This is a genomic window from Mucilaginibacter sp. (assembly GCF_025359345.1).
Lineage (GTDB): Bacteria > Bacteroidota > Bacteroidia > Sphingobacteriales > Sphingobacteriaceae > Mucilaginibacter.
Map to the genome: position 1 here is coordinate 244,367 of NZ_JANYGQ010000032.1, position 16,380 is coordinate 260,746.

Annotated in this window: 15 protein-coding genes; 6 read left to right on the top strand and 9 right to left on the bottom strand. The window is 42.4% G+C overall.

Annotation, left to right across the window (positions count from 1 at the left end; genetic code table 11):
• Positions 1-86: 86 nt before the first annotated feature.
• Positions 87-437, bottom strand: a complete 351-nt coding sequence (locus Q0R52_RS21510) for a hypothetical protein (protein WP_295798350.1) — start codon at positions 435-437, stop codon at positions 87-89.
• Between the two features lie 24 nt (positions 438-461).
• A complete protein-coding gene (locus Q0R52_RS21515) occupies positions 462-740 on the bottom strand; it encodes a hypothetical protein (protein ID WP_295798352.1) in 279 nt (92 codons plus the stop codon).
• Positions 741-942: 202 nt separating this feature from the next.
• On the opposite strand from Q0R52_RS21515, the gene eat reads away from it, so the two are divergent.
• The 3 genes from eat to eutC are packed head-to-tail and all read left to right on the top strand — an operon-like array spanning position 943 to position 4,439.
• Entirely contained in the window at positions 943-2,292 is a 1,350-nt protein-coding gene (gene eat / locus Q0R52_RS21520) for an ethanolamine permease (RefSeq protein WP_295798354.1), read from the top strand.
• Between the two features lie 21 nt (positions 2,293-2,313).
• On the top strand, positions 2,314-3,687 hold the full coding sequence (locus Q0R52_RS21525) for an ethanolamine ammonia-lyase subunit EutB (RefSeq protein ID WP_295798357.1): 1,374 nt from the start codon (positions 2,314-2,316) through the stop codon (positions 3,685-3,687).
• Positions 3,684-4,439, top strand: coding sequence for an ethanolamine ammonia-lyase subunit EutC (eutC, locus tag Q0R52_RS21530; protein ID WP_295798360.1), 756 nt, complete (start codon positions 3,684-3,686; stop codon positions 4,437-4,439). Before Q0R52_RS21525 ends, eutC begins: the two co-directional genes overlap by 4 nt.
• 127 nt (positions 4,440-4,566) lie before the next feature.
• Here eutC and Q0R52_RS21535 read toward each other — a convergent pair whose 3' ends face one another.
• From Q0R52_RS21535 to Q0R52_RS21560, 6 genes are all read right to left on the bottom strand, one after another.
• The gene (locus Q0R52_RS21535; protein ID WP_295798362.1) at positions 4,567-5,445 is read right to left on the bottom strand and encodes a diiron oxygenase; all 879 of its coding nucleotides are present in this window, start codon (positions 5,443-5,445) and stop codon (positions 4,567-4,569) included.
• Between the two features lie 196 nt (positions 5,446-5,641).
• Positions 5,642-6,070 carry a VOC family protein gene (locus Q0R52_RS21540; RefSeq protein ID WP_295798365.1) on the bottom strand — a complete coding sequence of 143 codons (429 nt, stop codon included), beginning with the start codon at positions 6,068-6,070 and terminating at the stop codon, positions 5,642-5,644.
• 102 nt (positions 6,071-6,172) lie between these two features.
• Positions 6,173-8,893, bottom strand: a complete 2,721-nt coding sequence (locus Q0R52_RS21545; protein ID WP_295798368.1) for a carboxypeptidase-like regulatory domain-containing protein — start codon at positions 8,891-8,893, stop codon at positions 6,173-6,175.
• A gap of 105 nt (positions 8,894-8,998) precedes the next feature.
• Positions 8,999-10,255 carry an aspartate kinase gene (locus tag Q0R52_RS21550; RefSeq protein ID WP_295798370.1) on the bottom strand — a complete coding sequence of 419 codons (1,257 nt, stop codon included), beginning with the start codon at positions 10,253-10,255 and terminating at the stop codon, positions 8,999-9,001.
• An 80-nt stretch (positions 10,256-10,335) separates the two neighbouring features.
• Positions 10,336-10,764: a GNAT family N-acetyltransferase gene (locus Q0R52_RS21555; RefSeq protein WP_295798865.1), complete on the bottom strand. Its 429-nt coding sequence runs from the start codon at positions 10,762-10,764 to the stop codon at positions 10,336-10,338.
• Positions 10,765-10,912: 148 nt separating this feature from the next.
• On the bottom strand, positions 10,913-11,602 hold the full coding sequence (locus Q0R52_RS21560) for a YggS family pyridoxal phosphate-dependent enzyme (RefSeq protein WP_295798371.1): 690 nt from the start codon (positions 11,600-11,602) through the stop codon (positions 10,913-10,915).
• A 44-nt stretch (positions 11,603-11,646) separates the two neighbouring features.
• Here Q0R52_RS21560 and Q0R52_RS21565 point away from each other — a divergent pair, with 44 nt between their 5' ends.
• Genes Q0R52_RS21565 through Q0R52_RS21575 form a run of 3 tightly spaced genes read left to right on the top strand, consistent with a single transcriptional unit; the run spans position 11,647 to position 15,527 of the window.
• Positions 11,647-12,045 carry a DUF4296 domain-containing protein gene (locus Q0R52_RS21565; RefSeq protein ID WP_295798374.1) on the top strand — a complete coding sequence of 133 codons (399 nt, stop codon included), beginning with the start codon at positions 11,647-11,649 and terminating at the stop codon, positions 12,043-12,045.
• Complete coding sequence (locus tag Q0R52_RS21570) at positions 12,045-14,405, top strand: endonuclease MutS2 (protein ID WP_295798378.1); 2,361 nt, start codon at positions 12,045-12,047, stop codon at positions 14,403-14,405. Before Q0R52_RS21565 ends, Q0R52_RS21570 begins: the two co-directional genes overlap by 1 nt.
• A 45-nt stretch (positions 14,406-14,450) precedes the next feature.
• Positions 14,451-15,527: a GDSL-type esterase/lipase family protein gene (locus Q0R52_RS21575; RefSeq protein WP_295798381.1), complete on the top strand. Its 1,077-nt coding sequence runs from the start codon at positions 14,451-14,453 to the stop codon at positions 15,525-15,527.
• A 109-nt stretch (positions 15,528-15,636) separates the two neighbouring features.
• Here the strand turns inward: Q0R52_RS21575 and Q0R52_RS21580 are convergent, their stop codons facing one another.
• Positions 15,637-16,257 (bottom strand): hypothetical protein, encoded by a 621-nt coding sequence (locus Q0R52_RS21580; protein ID WP_295798382.1) that lies wholly within the window; start codon positions 16,255-16,257, stop codon positions 15,637-15,639.
• Between the last annotated feature and the right edge of the window lie 123 nt (positions 16,258-16,380).

A 16,380-nucleotide genomic window follows, 5' to 3' on the forward strand; every position in this document is an offset into this window, starting at 1 on the left:
TCTAATGATCATAAAACGCAAAAGCCGCCATTTATCCATGGCGGCTTTCGCGTTTTATGTTATTGCAACATTTTAAAGTATACGTTTTACGATAGTGGCGATGGTTTAATGGCCGACCTTATAGTCCTAACCCAATTTTTCATCCACTGGTAAACAGTTGAGTATTCAAGATAATTTCTGATTGAATCATCATTGCGGATAGTTGTAACCAAATCACGCAGTACATTTTTTAATGGTGATGATTTGCTAACCCTTGTAACCATTTCTTCAAGCTGATCGGCATAAACAACTGCCTCGTACTCATTGTCAAAAATCAAAGAGGTTTCATTGTTTCTTTTTTCTTTAATGCCTTTTGATGGAATAGGTAGTTGGTAGTTCTTAAAATCAGCAAAGGTTAACCTTGTTTTACCGGTGGGTGGAATGTTGATGCGTAACATAAGATTTATTGTTTTAGTAGTTTTTTATCTTGTATAACTCTGTACAAATTCGTCATTGCGGATAGCCATAATAATGTTGCTTATCGCCACATATTGTGGAGTATTTTTATCATCCAGTTCGTTTGATAAGTTTTCCAGTTGCGCGGCATAAATAATCGCTTCTTCCTCGTCTTCAAACTTTAATATCAAATCATTATTAATCTCGGCATCGGCACCATTAGGCGGAGCCGGGAGCTGATACTGCTCAAACGCTGAGAAACTTAGATTTGTATCGTCATTTTGTGAAACAGTGATATTTAGCATACTCTATTGTCAAATTACAGTTAATACGGTAATTGTTCAACACCGTAAAGGTAAAGGTGTTTTAACAATTTTGCATTTAATTATTGTTAAGTTTATTACAATTTTATGCACAGCCGCTTAACTATTACATAATACGTGCCATTTTGAAATAACGTTGTCTTTAACTATTTTAAGGCGGTAATAAATTTAGCCCATCACCCCTATGACAGCTGCCAAAACTGAACAGTTAAAAAGAGTATTAAAGCCCATTCATCTATGGGCAATTGCAGTGAGTTTAGTTATATCAGGCGAATATTTCGGCTGGAACCTGGGTTGGGCAGTTTCGGGCACCGTCGGCTTCTTAATTGCTACGGTTATCATCACCATTATGTATATCACTTTTATTTTTAGCTATACGGAGCTTACTACATCTATACCACACGCCGGTGGCGCGTTCGCATATGCCTACCGGGCAATGGGTCCGTTTGGCGGGTTACTTGCAGGTTATGCCACACTTGTCGACTTCCTGTTTGCTACGCCCGCCATAGCAGTTGCCTTAGGCGCGTACCTCAATTTTTTAGACCACGATATCCCGGTTTTGTATTCGGCATTATTTTTTAACGTGGTTTTTATTATAATAAATATTTTAGGGGTAAAGGAATCGGCAACGTTTTCTTTAATAATTACCATACTGGCTGTGGCAGAATTGCTTCTATTTTTGGGAATAGTTTCTCCACATTACAGAAGTGAGAATTTTTTAAGCCACCCCATGCCCTTTGGCTGGAGGGGTATTTTTGCGGCACTGCCTTATGCTGTGTGGTTTTACCTGGCTATTGAGGGCGTTGCTATGGTAGCAGAGGAAGTAAAAGACCCCAAACGGAATATCCCCAAAGGCTATATATCGGGCCTGGCCACTTTAATATTTTTAGCTTTTGGGGTGATGATATTTACAGGCGGCATTACCGACTGGCGCAAACTTAGCAAACTTGATTACCCTTTGCCCGAAGCCATCAGCATTGTTTTAGGCAAGGCCAGCAGTTTTACCAAGATATTTGCCAGTATTGGTTTGTTTGGGTTAATCGCATCATTTCATGGAACCATACTTGCTTCATCCCGGCAGGTATTTGCCATGGCCCGAAGCGGGTATTTACCGCGCTGGTTATCAATGGTTAATCATAAATTCAAAACGCCACATTGGGCAATTATTGCCGGGGGAGCAATAAGTTTTATTGCCATATATAAATTGGACACCAATAAGATAATTGTTTTATCGGTAATGGGCGCAATTGCAATGTATATGATGAGCATGATAAGCTTATTTGTTTTGAGGATAAAAGAACCGAATCTCGAACGTTCGTTCAAATCGCCGTTTTACCCAGCATTTCCGGCCATTGCGTTGTTAATAGCGACTGTAACATTTGTTGCCATTATTTATTACAATTTTAAATTAAGCCTTTATTTTTTTGAAGGCTTGGCGCTGGTATTAATTTTATTTATCCTGCTGGGAAAACATAAAGTGCAGTTAATTGAAGACTTTATGGTTGCGCCAGCCACAAATCCTGTAAATCAATAAATCCTTAAATCGTGTATAATTGTGTATAGCTTCACCGTTCGAAACCGGGTTTACAGGTTTAAAGACCTTAAAACGCTGCTGGCCAAAGCGTCGCCATACCGCACCGGCGATGCGCTTGCGGGGGTATGCGCGGAAAGTTATGAGGAACGGGTTGCCGCGCAGATAGCTTTGGCCGATGTTACTTTAAAAACCTTTTTGAATAAGGTTATTATCCCTTATGAAAAAGACGAAGTTACGCGGTTGATAATTGATAGCCATGATGTTGCCGCTTTTAGCTTAATAGGTAGCTTCACTGTTGGCGAATTTCGCGATTGGTTATTAGGCGACGAGATTGATAAAATCGTTTTGGAGTCTATAGCAGCCGGCATTACCCCCGAAATGGCAGCGGCAGTGTCAAAGCTAATGCGCAACCAGGACCTTATCGCGGTAGCAAAAAAATGTGAGGTTATCACAAAGTTTCGGAATACAATAGGCCTGAGGGGGCATTTTTCAACGCGCCTGCAGCCAAATCACCCAACAGATGAGCCTAAGGGGGTTGCCGCAAGCATTATAGATGGCTTGCTATATGGCAGCGGCGACGCCTGTATTGGCATTAACCCGGCTACCGATAGCCCGGCTGCCGTGTTAAACCTGTTAAATTTGATAGATACACTGCGCCAACAGTTTGATATTCCAACGCAATCGTGCGTACTTAGCCATATTACCACCACGCTTGATTTAATAAACCAGGGTGCCCCGGTTGATTTATGTTTTCAATCCATCGGCGGTACTGAGCAGACCAATACCAGCTTCGGCGTAAGCCTGGCCTTGCTCGATGAGGCCTATGAAGCAACCTTATCGCTTAAACGTGGAACTGTAGGGCAAAATGTGATGTATTTCGAAACGGGGCAGGGGAGTTCGCTTTCTGCAAACGCGCACCATGGCGTAGACCAACAGACTTGTGAAGTACGCGCTTATGCCATTGCCCGCAGGTATAAGCCGCTGCTAGTTAACACGGTGGTAGGTTTTATTGGCCCAGAGTATCTATATGATGGCAAACAAATTATCCGGGCTGCCCTCGAAGATCATTTTTGCGGAAAGTTGCTCGGTTTGCCAATGGGTGTCGATGTTTGCTATACCAATCATGCAGAAGCCGACCAGGATGACATGGATAACCTGCTTACCCTACTGGGGGTGGCTGGTTGTAATTTTATAATGGGGATACCAGGTTCTGATGATATAATGCTCAATTATCAATCTACATCGTTTCATGATGCTTTGTATTTAAGAAAAACATTAGGGTTGAAGCCTGCGCCAGAGTTTGAACAATGGCTGATTAAACAGGGTATTACTAATGGCGAAGGAGATTTACTCTCGGTTAATTCGTCGCATAAACTGTTATCAGGGATTTTATGAAAAATGAAATCGAAATCCCACAACAATTATCAGCGCTGCGTGAATTTACGGCTGCACGAATAGCTATTGGAAGAGCAGGTAACAGTATCCCTTTAAAACAATCGATGGAATTTAAGCTGGCACACGCGCACGCAAGGGATGCCGTTTACTCTACACTTGATATTGATGGATTATTTACCAGGTTAGAAGTGTTCGGGTTCCCGGTGTTGCATTTGCACAGCCAGGCGGCCAATCGGCATAAATATTTGAAACGGCCCGACCTTGGCAGGCTCTTGAATGATGATTACAAAGAACGGCTTAACTGCAACGTTACGAACCCTGATATTGCAATTATTATTGCAGATGGCCTTTCGGCTGAAGCAGTTAACGGAAATGCCTATAGCTTGTTGAAAATATTGATCCCCAAATTGCTGGATGCAAAATTAACGGTCGGCCCAATTTGCCTGGTTGAACATGGGCGGGTGGCGATTGGCGATGATATTGCATCGGGGCTAAAAGCCAGGTTCAGCATATTATTGATAGGGGAGCGTCCAGGGTTAAGTGCGGCAGATAGCATGGGGGCGTATCTTACTTATAATCCACAACCAGGCTTAACAGACGAATCACGCAACTGCATTTCAAACATCAGGAAACACGGGTTAAGTTATAAGCACGCTGCAGACAAAATATTTTATTTGGTTAGCGAATCATTCAGAAGGAAACTGTCGGGGGTAGGGTTGAAGGATAACGCCGGGCTATTGGGTGAAAGCTAGCGTCAAGAACCGAAAGTCAAGAAACAAGAATCAAGAGTCAAGAACCAAGAATCAAGAGTCAAGAACCAAGAGTCAAGAAGAAGCCTTTCCAGATAAATCTAACTGCAAACTACTACTTGTGACTATTTCAGACCTTAGCGCCCAAAACGGCCCGCCACGCCCAACGGGTTAGCATGTTAAACCCTTTCCAGCTATCAACAAACTTAGTAATGTCCTTTAAACAGGTTTCGCTGAACTTCTTCTTAAAGTTAGCAGAAGCAAGTTTATATGCCAGTTCCGGGTTTTGCATACCAATGCGCTGGTATATTTCCTTTTTTACATACATGGTGCGTACAAACAGGATGTTGAATAGGATCACATAGCTGTACAGCGTGCGTTTAATGTATCCGGCTTTAGCTGCGTATTCTTTCAATAAACTTTTGGTAAACAATATATGCCGGCCCTCCTCGATATTATGCAAATCGAACATTTTCTTTAGGACAGGATAAATATTGGGAGACTTGCGGGCATGGTTACCATAAACATCCGTTACCAACTCGACTGATACGCTACCCATAAACAAATAATCGGCAGGCAGATATTTGTTGCTGAACTCGCCAAAAAACTTATGTATTCCCGATTGCTTTATAGGGCTGCCGCCAATTTTAGCGATTGCCTGCCCAAACATTTCCTGGTGACGGAATTCTTCAATCAACTCGCGCAGCAAAAAGCGGTGCTCAACATTATCCAGGGGCAGGGTGAGTATATGCCGGGTCATAAACAGGCAAAACAGGCATTCGCCCCAGGCATAAGACGCGATTACCTGTACCAATTCGTGTCGGCCAAGGTCCAGTTTTTGCGAAAGAGTAAGAGTATCGTAAATTTCAAGCCCTTGCAGCGAGGTAAGCATTTCAGGCAAAAAAATATCCTCCGGCTGCGGTTCCAGTTGCCACGGAATATACGTCTCTGGCATCAGGGGATGTTCCTTGCTTATTTTTATCAGCCGCTCAACTTCCTTTACATTCATAATGCGCTTATTTGGTATAGAATCGAGAATCAAGAGTCAAGAATCGAGAATGAAACCAAAAGATAGAAAAATATCTTGTTACTTGACACATGAGACAAAAAGCTCTTTTTTACCTTGCTTCTTGGCTCTTGACTCTTGACTCTTGACTCTGCCCCGTTCCTATAAAAGTATACCGTTATTAATGGCCCCCGGTTGCCTATGTGGCAAATAGCTGACCAAAATCTTTAAACGATTTAAATTCGAGCGCATTACCCGATGGGTCGAGGAAGAATAATGTTGCCTGTTCGCCGGGGAGGCCCTTAAAACGAATGTATGGCTCAATTATAAATTTTATATGACTATCGCGCAGTCGCTTTTCAAGTTTGTGCCACTCGTCCCATTCCAACACAACACCAAAATGTGGTACGTGTACATCGTGACCGTCAACCGGGTTAAAATGATGTTTGGCTTCTTCGACCGGACGTGGTTTTAAATGGATCACAAACTGATGGCCATAAAGGTCGAAATCTGTCCAATGGTCTGAACTGCGGCCTTCGCTGCAACCAAGTACCTCACGATAAAATTTTCGGGCCTCTTCAAGGTCGTAAACTGGTACCGCTACGTGGAATGGGGTAAGTTTGCTCATTTTTAGTTGATTGAGTTGGATTAAGTTGATTGAGTTGAATAAGTTGACGTAAGGGTTTTAACCTAATCAACCACTCTCTTAATCAACCTAATCAACTATACTTTATTTCACATTATACCTAAACAACTGCCTGCCTACGTTGCCGTCTTTATCTATGCCTTCAACAATAACCCGGTAAGTTCCAACGCCATCGGCATTAAAGTACTCCATCGATGCCGCGCCGGTTGCATCAGTTACTATGTTTGGGTTCCAGTAAATTGTACTGCGGGTGTCTACCTGGTTGGTTTGGCTTCCGCGCGGGCCACTATAGCGGGGTAAATAAAACGACCGTTTTATAGCGTAGCCCTTGGGTGTAATTGTGACCTCGTTTTTAGAACCGATCAATGCTTTAAATTCAGAGAGTGATATTTTCTGGCCTTCAGGCGCTTTTTTCATATTTATAACAATTGCACCGTTTGTGCCGTATGCGCTGTTTACCAGTCCAAGTTCATCCTTCAAAAACACCTCGATCGATTCTATTCCATCACCGTTCATGTTTTCCAAATAGTTCACGTCAACAGGCATGCCCTTTACAAACACCTGCACCGGCGTACGATTTCCGGATGCATAGTCGCGTTGTATGTAAAAATTATTATCCTGGAAAGTCATTCCAAACGCCAATGCTTTTATACAATTCAACAGGTTATTACAACCCTGCAGCTGATTTGGGGTTATCATATGGTCGGGTAACTGGCTTAAGCTGGATAGGTTGCTATAATCTTTATGGCTTATAGTTTTTACGATCCGGGTATCCTTAATTACCACCTCTTTCAAAACATGTGAGTTGTTTGCCTGTACTTTACTGTTTTTTAAGTATGCGCTAAGTGTACTGTCGATATTCATTATTTCGTCGGGTGTACTGGGGTTAACGTTTATCTTTTGGTAAGGGTCGCCATCAACGTTCAATACAATATCGGCTGAGCGCGGGTTATTACGTGCGCTTATAAATACCTGTGTCGAATCTGAAAATACAAGATTAGGGAACCTGAACCTGCCATCTACATCGGTCACGGTATTTGCTGAGAAATTTTTATCCTTAATTTGTAAGCGGATGTTCCCCCCGGGCAAGGCCATGCCGTTATAAGCCCTCAAAGTACCGGTAATAGTAATACCCTGTTCGGGTAAAAAGCTTATCGGCGGATATTTGTCCGTCATTATACCATCATACGAAAAACGACGGTACCCTTGTGTTTGTAACAACACATCCAGGTCGGCCATCTTTTTATCATCGGGATGATTAAAGTAATAGTTAGGTTTTTCAATATACCCGGGAATGTCGGCAGTTAACAAAAGGTAACTCAATATAGTAGTTTCGGCATTATCATCAAATGGTACTTTTGCATCGTCAACAACAGTTAAAGAAAAATGACCTTCGGCAGGGGCGCTGCCATTTTTAGCTGCAATACTTAATTTAACTTTCTGCCTGGTAACATAATCCGGGTGGTCGCTGGCTACCGAAAGGTTTAATTGGTCGGGATGCATTACGTAAGCTATTCTTTCGCTAAGGGGCTCGCCATCATCTGCAAATAACGTTACCTGCACAATACCCGTAGGAAATTTGCTTTTGGGTACAAGGGCCGAATAAACCTGGTTTTGCAGCTTGGTTTGCGCCGCGAAATAAATAATACCAGCCGATTTAGCGATAATGAAGAATGTTTTCCCTTCGTTTTCCTTTACAAATGCAGCATCTGACAGTAGTTTTATTTTAAAATTATCAGGGTCCGAGCTTTCTATATTAATGGTAGTTGCATCAGCCAATATTTTCGGCATTTCAGGTGTTGCTGTTGTTCCGTCGGCGAAGGTTACATTAGCTGTATAGGATTTTCCATCCTCAGGCACCAGCATAAAATATCCCATACCCAGGTGTGTCGACGAAAAATCTATTACAACCTTCCCGGTATTGTCGGTAATAGTGCCCTTAACGTCGATACCCAGCCCATCGGGCTTTAAAGCTTTAAATGCAATTTTTGACGGCACACCACCTATCAGCTGCCCGCCTTCAGGAAAAAACTGCATGTCATTCGGCTCAGACACCGGTTTTAACGAGAATTTGTTTGTGCCCTGTTTCCTGTCACCCCGGTCAATAACCGTAATTAACTGCGTCGAATCAAGTGTAACGTTTTTTGTATTTAAAAACGTTATATCCACAAAACCTTTTTTATCGGTGACACCTTTGCCTTTTGCTATTTCATCGTAGTCTTTTTCAATGGTCCAGCTTACTTTTTTATCGCTGTAAGGATTGCCGTCATTGTCTTTATAGGATATTCCAGCAGTTATTTTCGTCAACTTACCGGTTACCGACCGCTTTAGAGAAATGTTTGTCGACAAGTTATTGTTTATCGCATCGCCCACGGTGATATTTTTATTGAAGAAATAAGCTGGCCCCGCATTGTTCATCCAGTTGGTATACGCTACCACCCGGTAATTTCCCTTTTTAAAGGTGAATTGTGATAGCGGGATATCAGCCCAGGCCACGCTGTTTTTAACAGGCAGCTTCAGAGACGTTACCAGCGAATCCTTCGCTGTTAACAGGTCAACGTAAATTACTTTGCTAATCCCCGACGGCTGGTGCTGGTCCATAGTTAAATAGGCCTTAAACCATATAGTGTCGCCAATGGCATAATAAGGTTTATCAAAATGCAGGTAAACGCGCTCGATGGGCATATCGGCGTATAATTTGGCGGTTTTGGTCATCACCTTATTTAATACCGGCGAATCCTGGGCGGCGGCAGTTAAACAAGCAGATGTTAGCAGGAGCAAAAGTAAATTTCTAAAAAACCTCATGAATATAGTTTAATCCGGATGACAGGGCTAATATAGCCCATTGCCCGCTAAATTAAACAAGATGGCAGCGGGTTTAACATATTTTTACATTTTTAAACAGGAATGTTACCTAACAACCATTTGTATGGTATTGCGGCTTAGTTGCTCCATTAATATGGTTTTACCCGCTTTTAAGTCGTTTAACCAATCTGTGGAATAATGTCTCACTGTAATTAAGGTTAGCCCTTCGTTATATTTTACGTTAAACTCCTGCGTTAAAGCTTTCAATAGCTTTTTAAACCGTTCTTCGTAAAAATCGATGCAAACCGAGAAACTGAGCGCCGATGTTTGCATCATATTAACCTTTGCCTGCGTACTTGCAAACATGCCGAAAATGTCGCTTAAATGATTTTCGGAAATAAATGAATAGTCTTTAGCAGACAACGATACTAATACCTGGTTGTGTTTGAGTATAATTACGGGCTTTAAGAACTGGTTTCGGCCATTTTCTTTAATTACTGTGCCCGGTTCAGTCGGGTGATTGAACGGTTTAACCAATAACGGTATTTTGGCGTTTTGCAGCGGCTTGATGGTTTTCGGGTGGATAACCGTAGCGCCATAATAAGTCATTTCGATGGCCTCAGAATAGGAAAGCTCATCAAACTTAATTGTATCCTTAAAAAACTTAGGATCGGCATTTAGCACGCCTGGCACGTCCTTCCACGTCGTCACTGACTCGGCACCCAGGCACGATGCGAATATAGATGCTGTGTAATCCGAACCTTCACGACCCAGGGTAGTGGTAAAGTTTTCAGATGTTCCGCCTAAAAAACCTTGCGTTACCACAATTCCTTTTTGCAACAAAGCAGGTATAGCGGCATTGATGCTTTCCTTTGTTTTGCTCCATTGAACAACGCCTTCGCGGTAAGTATTATCGGTGTGGATATAACCGCGTACGTCAACCCATTGGCTTTTTAAGCCGGCTTTATTTAAATAGGCGTTAACTATGCGCGTTGAAACCAACTCGCCGATGGACACGATTTGGTCATAAATAAAGTCGTAATCATCGTGCGGTTCTTCCTCAATTATCCAGTCAATCTCAACAAAGGTGTTGGCTACTTCATTGAATATAGTATCCTGTTTATCAAATAGTTGTTCGATAATATCGTAGTGATATTTTTTTATTTCATCAAAAATGATGTGCATTTCATCATCGCCGTTAACGTAGGCTTTTGTAAGCTTTTCCAGCGCATTGGTAGTTTTACCCATCGCCGATACCACTATCAAAAGTTCATTCTCCTGGTATAGCTTAACTACGCTGGCCAGGTTAATAATATTATCAGCATCCTTTACCGATGCACCGCCGAATTTAAATACAAGCATTATTTATTGATATTTTGTTAGGGCCCTATTTGCCCGGAATAACTACGTGATCTCTTATGGGTATTAACAATGAGCGGTGTTTATAAATCAATCGCCATTAATTGCTCTTTCGATAATGATGCATTAAGCCATCCCGCCTCAACAGCGGCGCCATATTTCTTTTGATAAAAGGTTATCGCCGGCTCGTTCCAGTCGAGCACCTGCCAGCTCATGCCGTTAAAGCCAAGTTCGTTAGCCTCCACGATTAACTTGTCAAAAAGTAATTTGCCAATGCCTTTTCCGCGAGCCGCCTCAGTCACTATTAAATCCTCCAGGTATAATCGTTGCCCTTTCCAGGTAGAATATCGGATATAATACACCGCGAAACCTAAAATTAGCCCGTCATCCTCGGCCACAAACGCCTTCCAAACCGGCTTTTCGCCGAATCCGGCATCTTCAAATTCCTGAAGGGTAACGGTAACTTCCTCCGGCGCGCGTTCAAAAAGCGCCAGCTCATTTACCAGTTCCATTAAACGAGGACAATCTTCTTTTTTAGCTATTCTTATTAACACGATTTATATGATTTTATTGATTTACAGGATATTAACACGATTTACATGATCTTACGGATTTACACGATTATTTAGTCCTGTAAATCTTTTAAATCTCTAAATTGTGTTAATTGTTTTTCCAGTGCTTTATCACTCTTTGCCCAAAAATGGTGCTACCTAATCGTACCATGTTGCTGCCTTGTTCAATAGCAACTTTATAGTCGGACGACATACCCATCGATAGGGTATCGAATGATTTATCTTTCCTGAAAAAGCTTTGTTTTATACCATCGAAAAACGTTTTCAACTCGTAGTACTCGTCCTTTATTTGCTTTTCGTTATCGGTATTGGTAGCAATGCCCATCAATCCGCGGATTTTTACGTTCTCTAAAGCAACAAATTCTTCCGAGCGCAGCAGTTCAATCACCTCATCAAACCCAAGGCCAAATTTTGTTTCTTCGTCAGCAATATAAACCTGTAACAGGCAGTCGATAACGCGGTTGTGCTTTTCGGCGTGTTTGTTTATTTCCTGCAGCAATTTGAGGCTGTCGACGGATTGTATCATGCTGATAAAAGGGGCAATATATTTAACCTTGTTACTTTGCAGGTGGCCAATCAGGTGCCATTCGATATCTTTTGGTAGTTGTTCGTACTTTTCTACCAGTTCCTGCACCATATTTTCGCCAAATAAGCGTTGTCCTGTTTTGTAAGCCTCAAGCACGTCTTCAACCGGTTTGGTTTTCGATACTGCTATCAGCGTTACGTTTATAAGTTCAGTTTCTTTTTTTAAGCTTTTGATGTTCTCTGCTATGCTCATTAATCCGTAAATTTGCCTAAATGTATACGCCGCTAAATTACAGAATGCATAAATATATCGCCTTGTTTTTTTCAGTATCGCTTTTATTATTTTCGTGCAATGGTGATAACACCCCTAAAGGAATTATAAAACATAAAGAAATGACCAGCCTTTTAACCGAGGTGCACCTGGTTGACGGGCGCATGTCCGGCATATTTCAATCAGCCGACAGTTTGACAAAATATGGCTCGGCGCGGTATGATGCTTTGTTCAAACGCTATCACACCGATTCGACTACATTTAACAAAAGCCTAAATTATTATGCCAGCCAGCCTGCTGAAATGTCTAAAATGTACGACGACATATTGGCGAACCTGAAATTTAAAACCGATTCATTAAACAAAGCGCAGCGTAAAACCGATTCGCTGAGAAGATTACAAGAACAAAAAGTTAAACCACAATAATGCTTTACCCCGACAATAGTACTGATAAGCTTGGGTTTACCGAGGTAAAGGAACTGATAAAGGCACATTGCCTGAGCGACATGGGCCGCCAGATGGTGGACAAGATACAGGTAATGAATAATTACGACCAAATACGTAAGTTTCTTTACCAGGCCAACGAGTTTAAAAACATCCTGCAAAATGATGCGCCTTTGCCTATACATCATTTTTTTGATATAAAGTCGCTTGCTAACAAAGCTAAAATTGAAGGCGCTTTTTTAAGCGAAGAAGAATTTTACCAGGTACAGGCCTCACTGACCACAGTATTTGCGGTAATAGGTTATTTTAATGAGCGCGAAGGCCAGTATCCAAACCTGGAAGCTTTGTTCGAGCATTTGCCGATTGAAAAGGCTATCCTCAAAAAGATAGATCTGATTATCGACCAAAAAGGGAAGATGCGTCCTAATGCCTCGCGCGATCTGATGGACATCACCTCGGGCATTGCCAAAGCCGAACAGGAGGCACGCCGCAAAATTGACCAGATATTTAAAAGCGCTACTGCAAATAACTGGACCGCCGATGGTTCATTAACCGTACGCGACGGGCGACTGTGTATCCCGCTGCTGGCGGAGAATAAACGCAAGCTGAAAGGCTTTATTCACGATGAGTCGGCTTCCGGCCAAACTGTTTACATGGAGCCTGAGGAAGTATTTTCGCTCAATAATAAGATCCGTGACCTTGAATTTGAGCGCCGCCGCGAAATTGTTAAAATATTGACAGCTTTAACCGGCGAATTAAGGCCATACGTTCCCTTATTGCTTTCATACCACGGATTGCTGACAAAACTTGATTTTGTACGTGCCAAAGCACTGTTTGCCATTGATATTGAAGGCACCATGCCTGAGGTTGTGAATGAAGCCAGGCTTAAGCTTACAAATGCCCGCCATCCGTTGTTACTGCTGAACTTTAAAAAAGAAGGGAAAACAGTGGTGCCCTTAAACGTGCAGATTGACGAAGGCACACGCATCGTCGTGGTATCGGGGCCTAACGCCGGTGGTAAATCTGTATGTATGAAAACCGTTGGGCTGCTGCAAATGATGGTGCAGGCAGGGTTGCTGATTTCTGCGGCTGAAGGCAGTGTTGCCGGAGTGTTTAAGCAATTATTTGTCGATATCGGTGATGACCAGTCTATTGAGAGCGATTTGAGTACTTACAGCGCGCACCTGTCAAAAATGAAAAATTTTGTGGAGCAGGCCAACGGGAAGACACTGATACTAATTGATGAATTTGGTACCGGTACCGACCCCCAATTTGGCGGCCCGATTGCAGAAGCTGTGCTGGAATCATTAAACCAGAAAAAGGTAAGGGGTATGGTGACTACCCACTACTCAAACCTTAAAATATTTGCAAGCCACACCGAAGGGATTGAAAACGCATCCATGCTGTTTAACAATGTTGAGATGAAACCCCTTTACATATTGGAAGTTGGCAAACCCGGCAGTTCGTATGCATTTGAGATTGCACAAAAAATTGGCCTGCCGCAAAATGTGCTTAATCTTGCTAAAAACAAAATAAGCGCCGGTCAAAAAAAGGTAGATACCTTATTGGTTGATTTGGAACGTGAGAAAAAAGAAATTTACGACAGCAAAGTAAATCTCGAACGCCAGCAGCGCCAGGTAAATACCCTGCTTGCCGAAAATGAAAAGTTAAAGAGCTATTTAGAAGAAAACAAAAAGGCGTTGATCAAGGATGCTAAAGACCAGGCAAAAAATATAATCTTAAATGCCAACAAGCTGGTTGAAAACACGATATCAGAAATTAAAAGCAGCAACGCGGATAAAGAGACTACAAAAAACTTACGCGAGAACTTAAGCAGGGAGCTGCAAAAAAATACAGTTAAACCAGTTGCAGTTAAACCTGTTCAAACTGAAGATGAAGAATTAAAGCCCGGCGACTGGGTGAAACTGACAGACAGCGAAACCACCGGCCAGGTAATAGAATTGATAAAGGACAACGTGGTGATTGCCATTGGCGATTTACGCACCGTGGCTAAGAGAAAGCGAGTGATGAAGGTATCAAAATCAGCGGTGCCGAAGGAGATTCGTAAGAGCTACAGCCAAACCAATGATATGGCAAGTTTTAGCCCCGAAATTGACGTGCGCGGCATGCGTACCGAGGATGCACTGGGAAATATAGAGCGATTGTTTGACCGCGCGGTTATGATGGGATTTGGCAACCTGAAGATAATTCACGGTAAAGGTGATGGCATCCTGCGGAAAATGATACGCCAGTATTTAAAAAAATATGAGCAGGTTGATCGTATGGAAGACGAGCATTTAGATAGGGGCGGAGATGGGATTACTTATGTATATTTGAAATAGGACCGGGATTAAGCGGATTCTTTGGATTTTATCTGATTTTAAATTATGAGATTTAGATTTTTACTTTCACTAACTGCAACCCTTACGGCGCTAAACTGCGCCGCCCAAACCACAATCAAATTCAACGACCGGCACATCCACTATATGGGCCGGATAGCCATGCGTGATAGTGCTGCGGAGCTTTCATGGTCGGCGAATTCAATAAAAATTAACTTTAGCGGTACTGGTGTTAGCGCCACTTTAAGGGATGAACGCTCGGATAATAACTACAATGTGATTATTGACGGTAAAGTTGTCAGTAAGCTGCATCCCGAAAAGGATAAAAAAGATTATGTACTGGCCTCGGGACTTCCAGCAGGCAAGCACACACTCGAACTGTTTAAACGTACTGAGTGGGCAATGGGTAAAACCTGGTTTTACGGACTAACGCTTGATAAAGGAAGCAAAATACTAGCCGCCCCAGCCACCCATAAACATAAAATAGAATACTTTGGCGATTCAATTAGTTGTGGCTATGCCGATGAGGATACCACAGGGCAGGACAGGGGCTCCAGTCCTTATGAAAACGGCTATATCAGCTACTCTGCTATAACGGCCCGGCACTATAATGCTGAGTTTTACAATACTTCAAAAAGCGGGATAGGCATAACGGTAAGCTGGTTTCCCTTGGTTATGTCCGAAATGTACGACAGGCTGGATGCCACCAATCCCGCCAGTAAATGGGATTTTTCAAAATATACGCCTGACCTGGTAATTATTAACCTGTTTCAAAATGACTCGTGGATTGTAAAGTTGACTGACAACGAGCAGTTTAAAGCAAAGTTTGGTACGACCGCTCCAACCGACGAATTTATTATAAACGCCTACAGCAGTTTCGTGAAAAGTGTTAGGTCAAAATATCCCAAAGCAAAAATTGTCTGCATCCTGGGTAGTATGGATGCTACCAAGACTGGCTCGCCATGGCCCGGCTATATTGATAAAGCTGTGGCCGGTTTAAATGATAAAAATATTTACACCCATTTTATTCCCTACAAAAACACCAACGGACATCCCAGCGTCAAAGAACAGCAAGCAATGGCTGATGATTTGATTGGATATTTGGATGGGGTTATTTCATGGTAGTGATTAGAGGTTGGTTAATCAGAGATTAGAGACCGGAGCTTAGGGGAAAAGAATTTAAAGGCTGCGTGCAGCTATCTAACCTCTAATTAACTAATCTCTAATTACTAACTCAAGTTTCTATATGCTCTGCCTCGTCCTCGCCAACCTTTTGCTGGTCGGGTACTTCGTTGGGGCCGGGGATATTGGGTTCGTTTTCGTTATCGGCAGTGCCTTCCTGATAGCTGGTTTCTTCATGCGGACGGTCGTTCTCGCCATCGCCGCGTTCTTCCGGCTTTTCCGGCTTCGGTGTTTCATTGTGCCAGTTGGAATAAGGTTGAGCTTTGGCATAATCAGGCTCCCCATCCTGGCTTTTTACTTTAAAGTTGGTGTCTTCAGGGTGTTCTTCCGATGGCTCGGTACGGGCAAAATAGGCATTAGTGTAGCCTGCGTTTTGCGATGGGTTATTCCTATCATCGCCCGCCGGTGTTTTACTGTTTTTGCCAAAACTATGGCCGCCCATAGCCTGGCCTTCCTTTACCGGCTTCATATTGTTTTCGCTTTTGCCGTATAAATTCCGCGCGAGGCGTTCCTCTGTTAAATTTTTGTCATCATTAACACGCCATGCGTTTGGTTTATCAGCCGGCTTATTTGGAGAACTGTCCCAATCATCCAAATGCTTGTTGTTGTTAAATTCCATAGTTTGTTTGTTGATGTATAGATAATTACGGTTGGGGAGGAGAATTGTTTTCATTAGTTGATAGTAGCTGCGGTTAGTGTTATAAATACAACTATTTCGGCTACACTTTTTTCAAGCTATGAACAATGAAGCATCAACCATGAACTAAAAAACACTAATTTTGCCCCACCAATTATA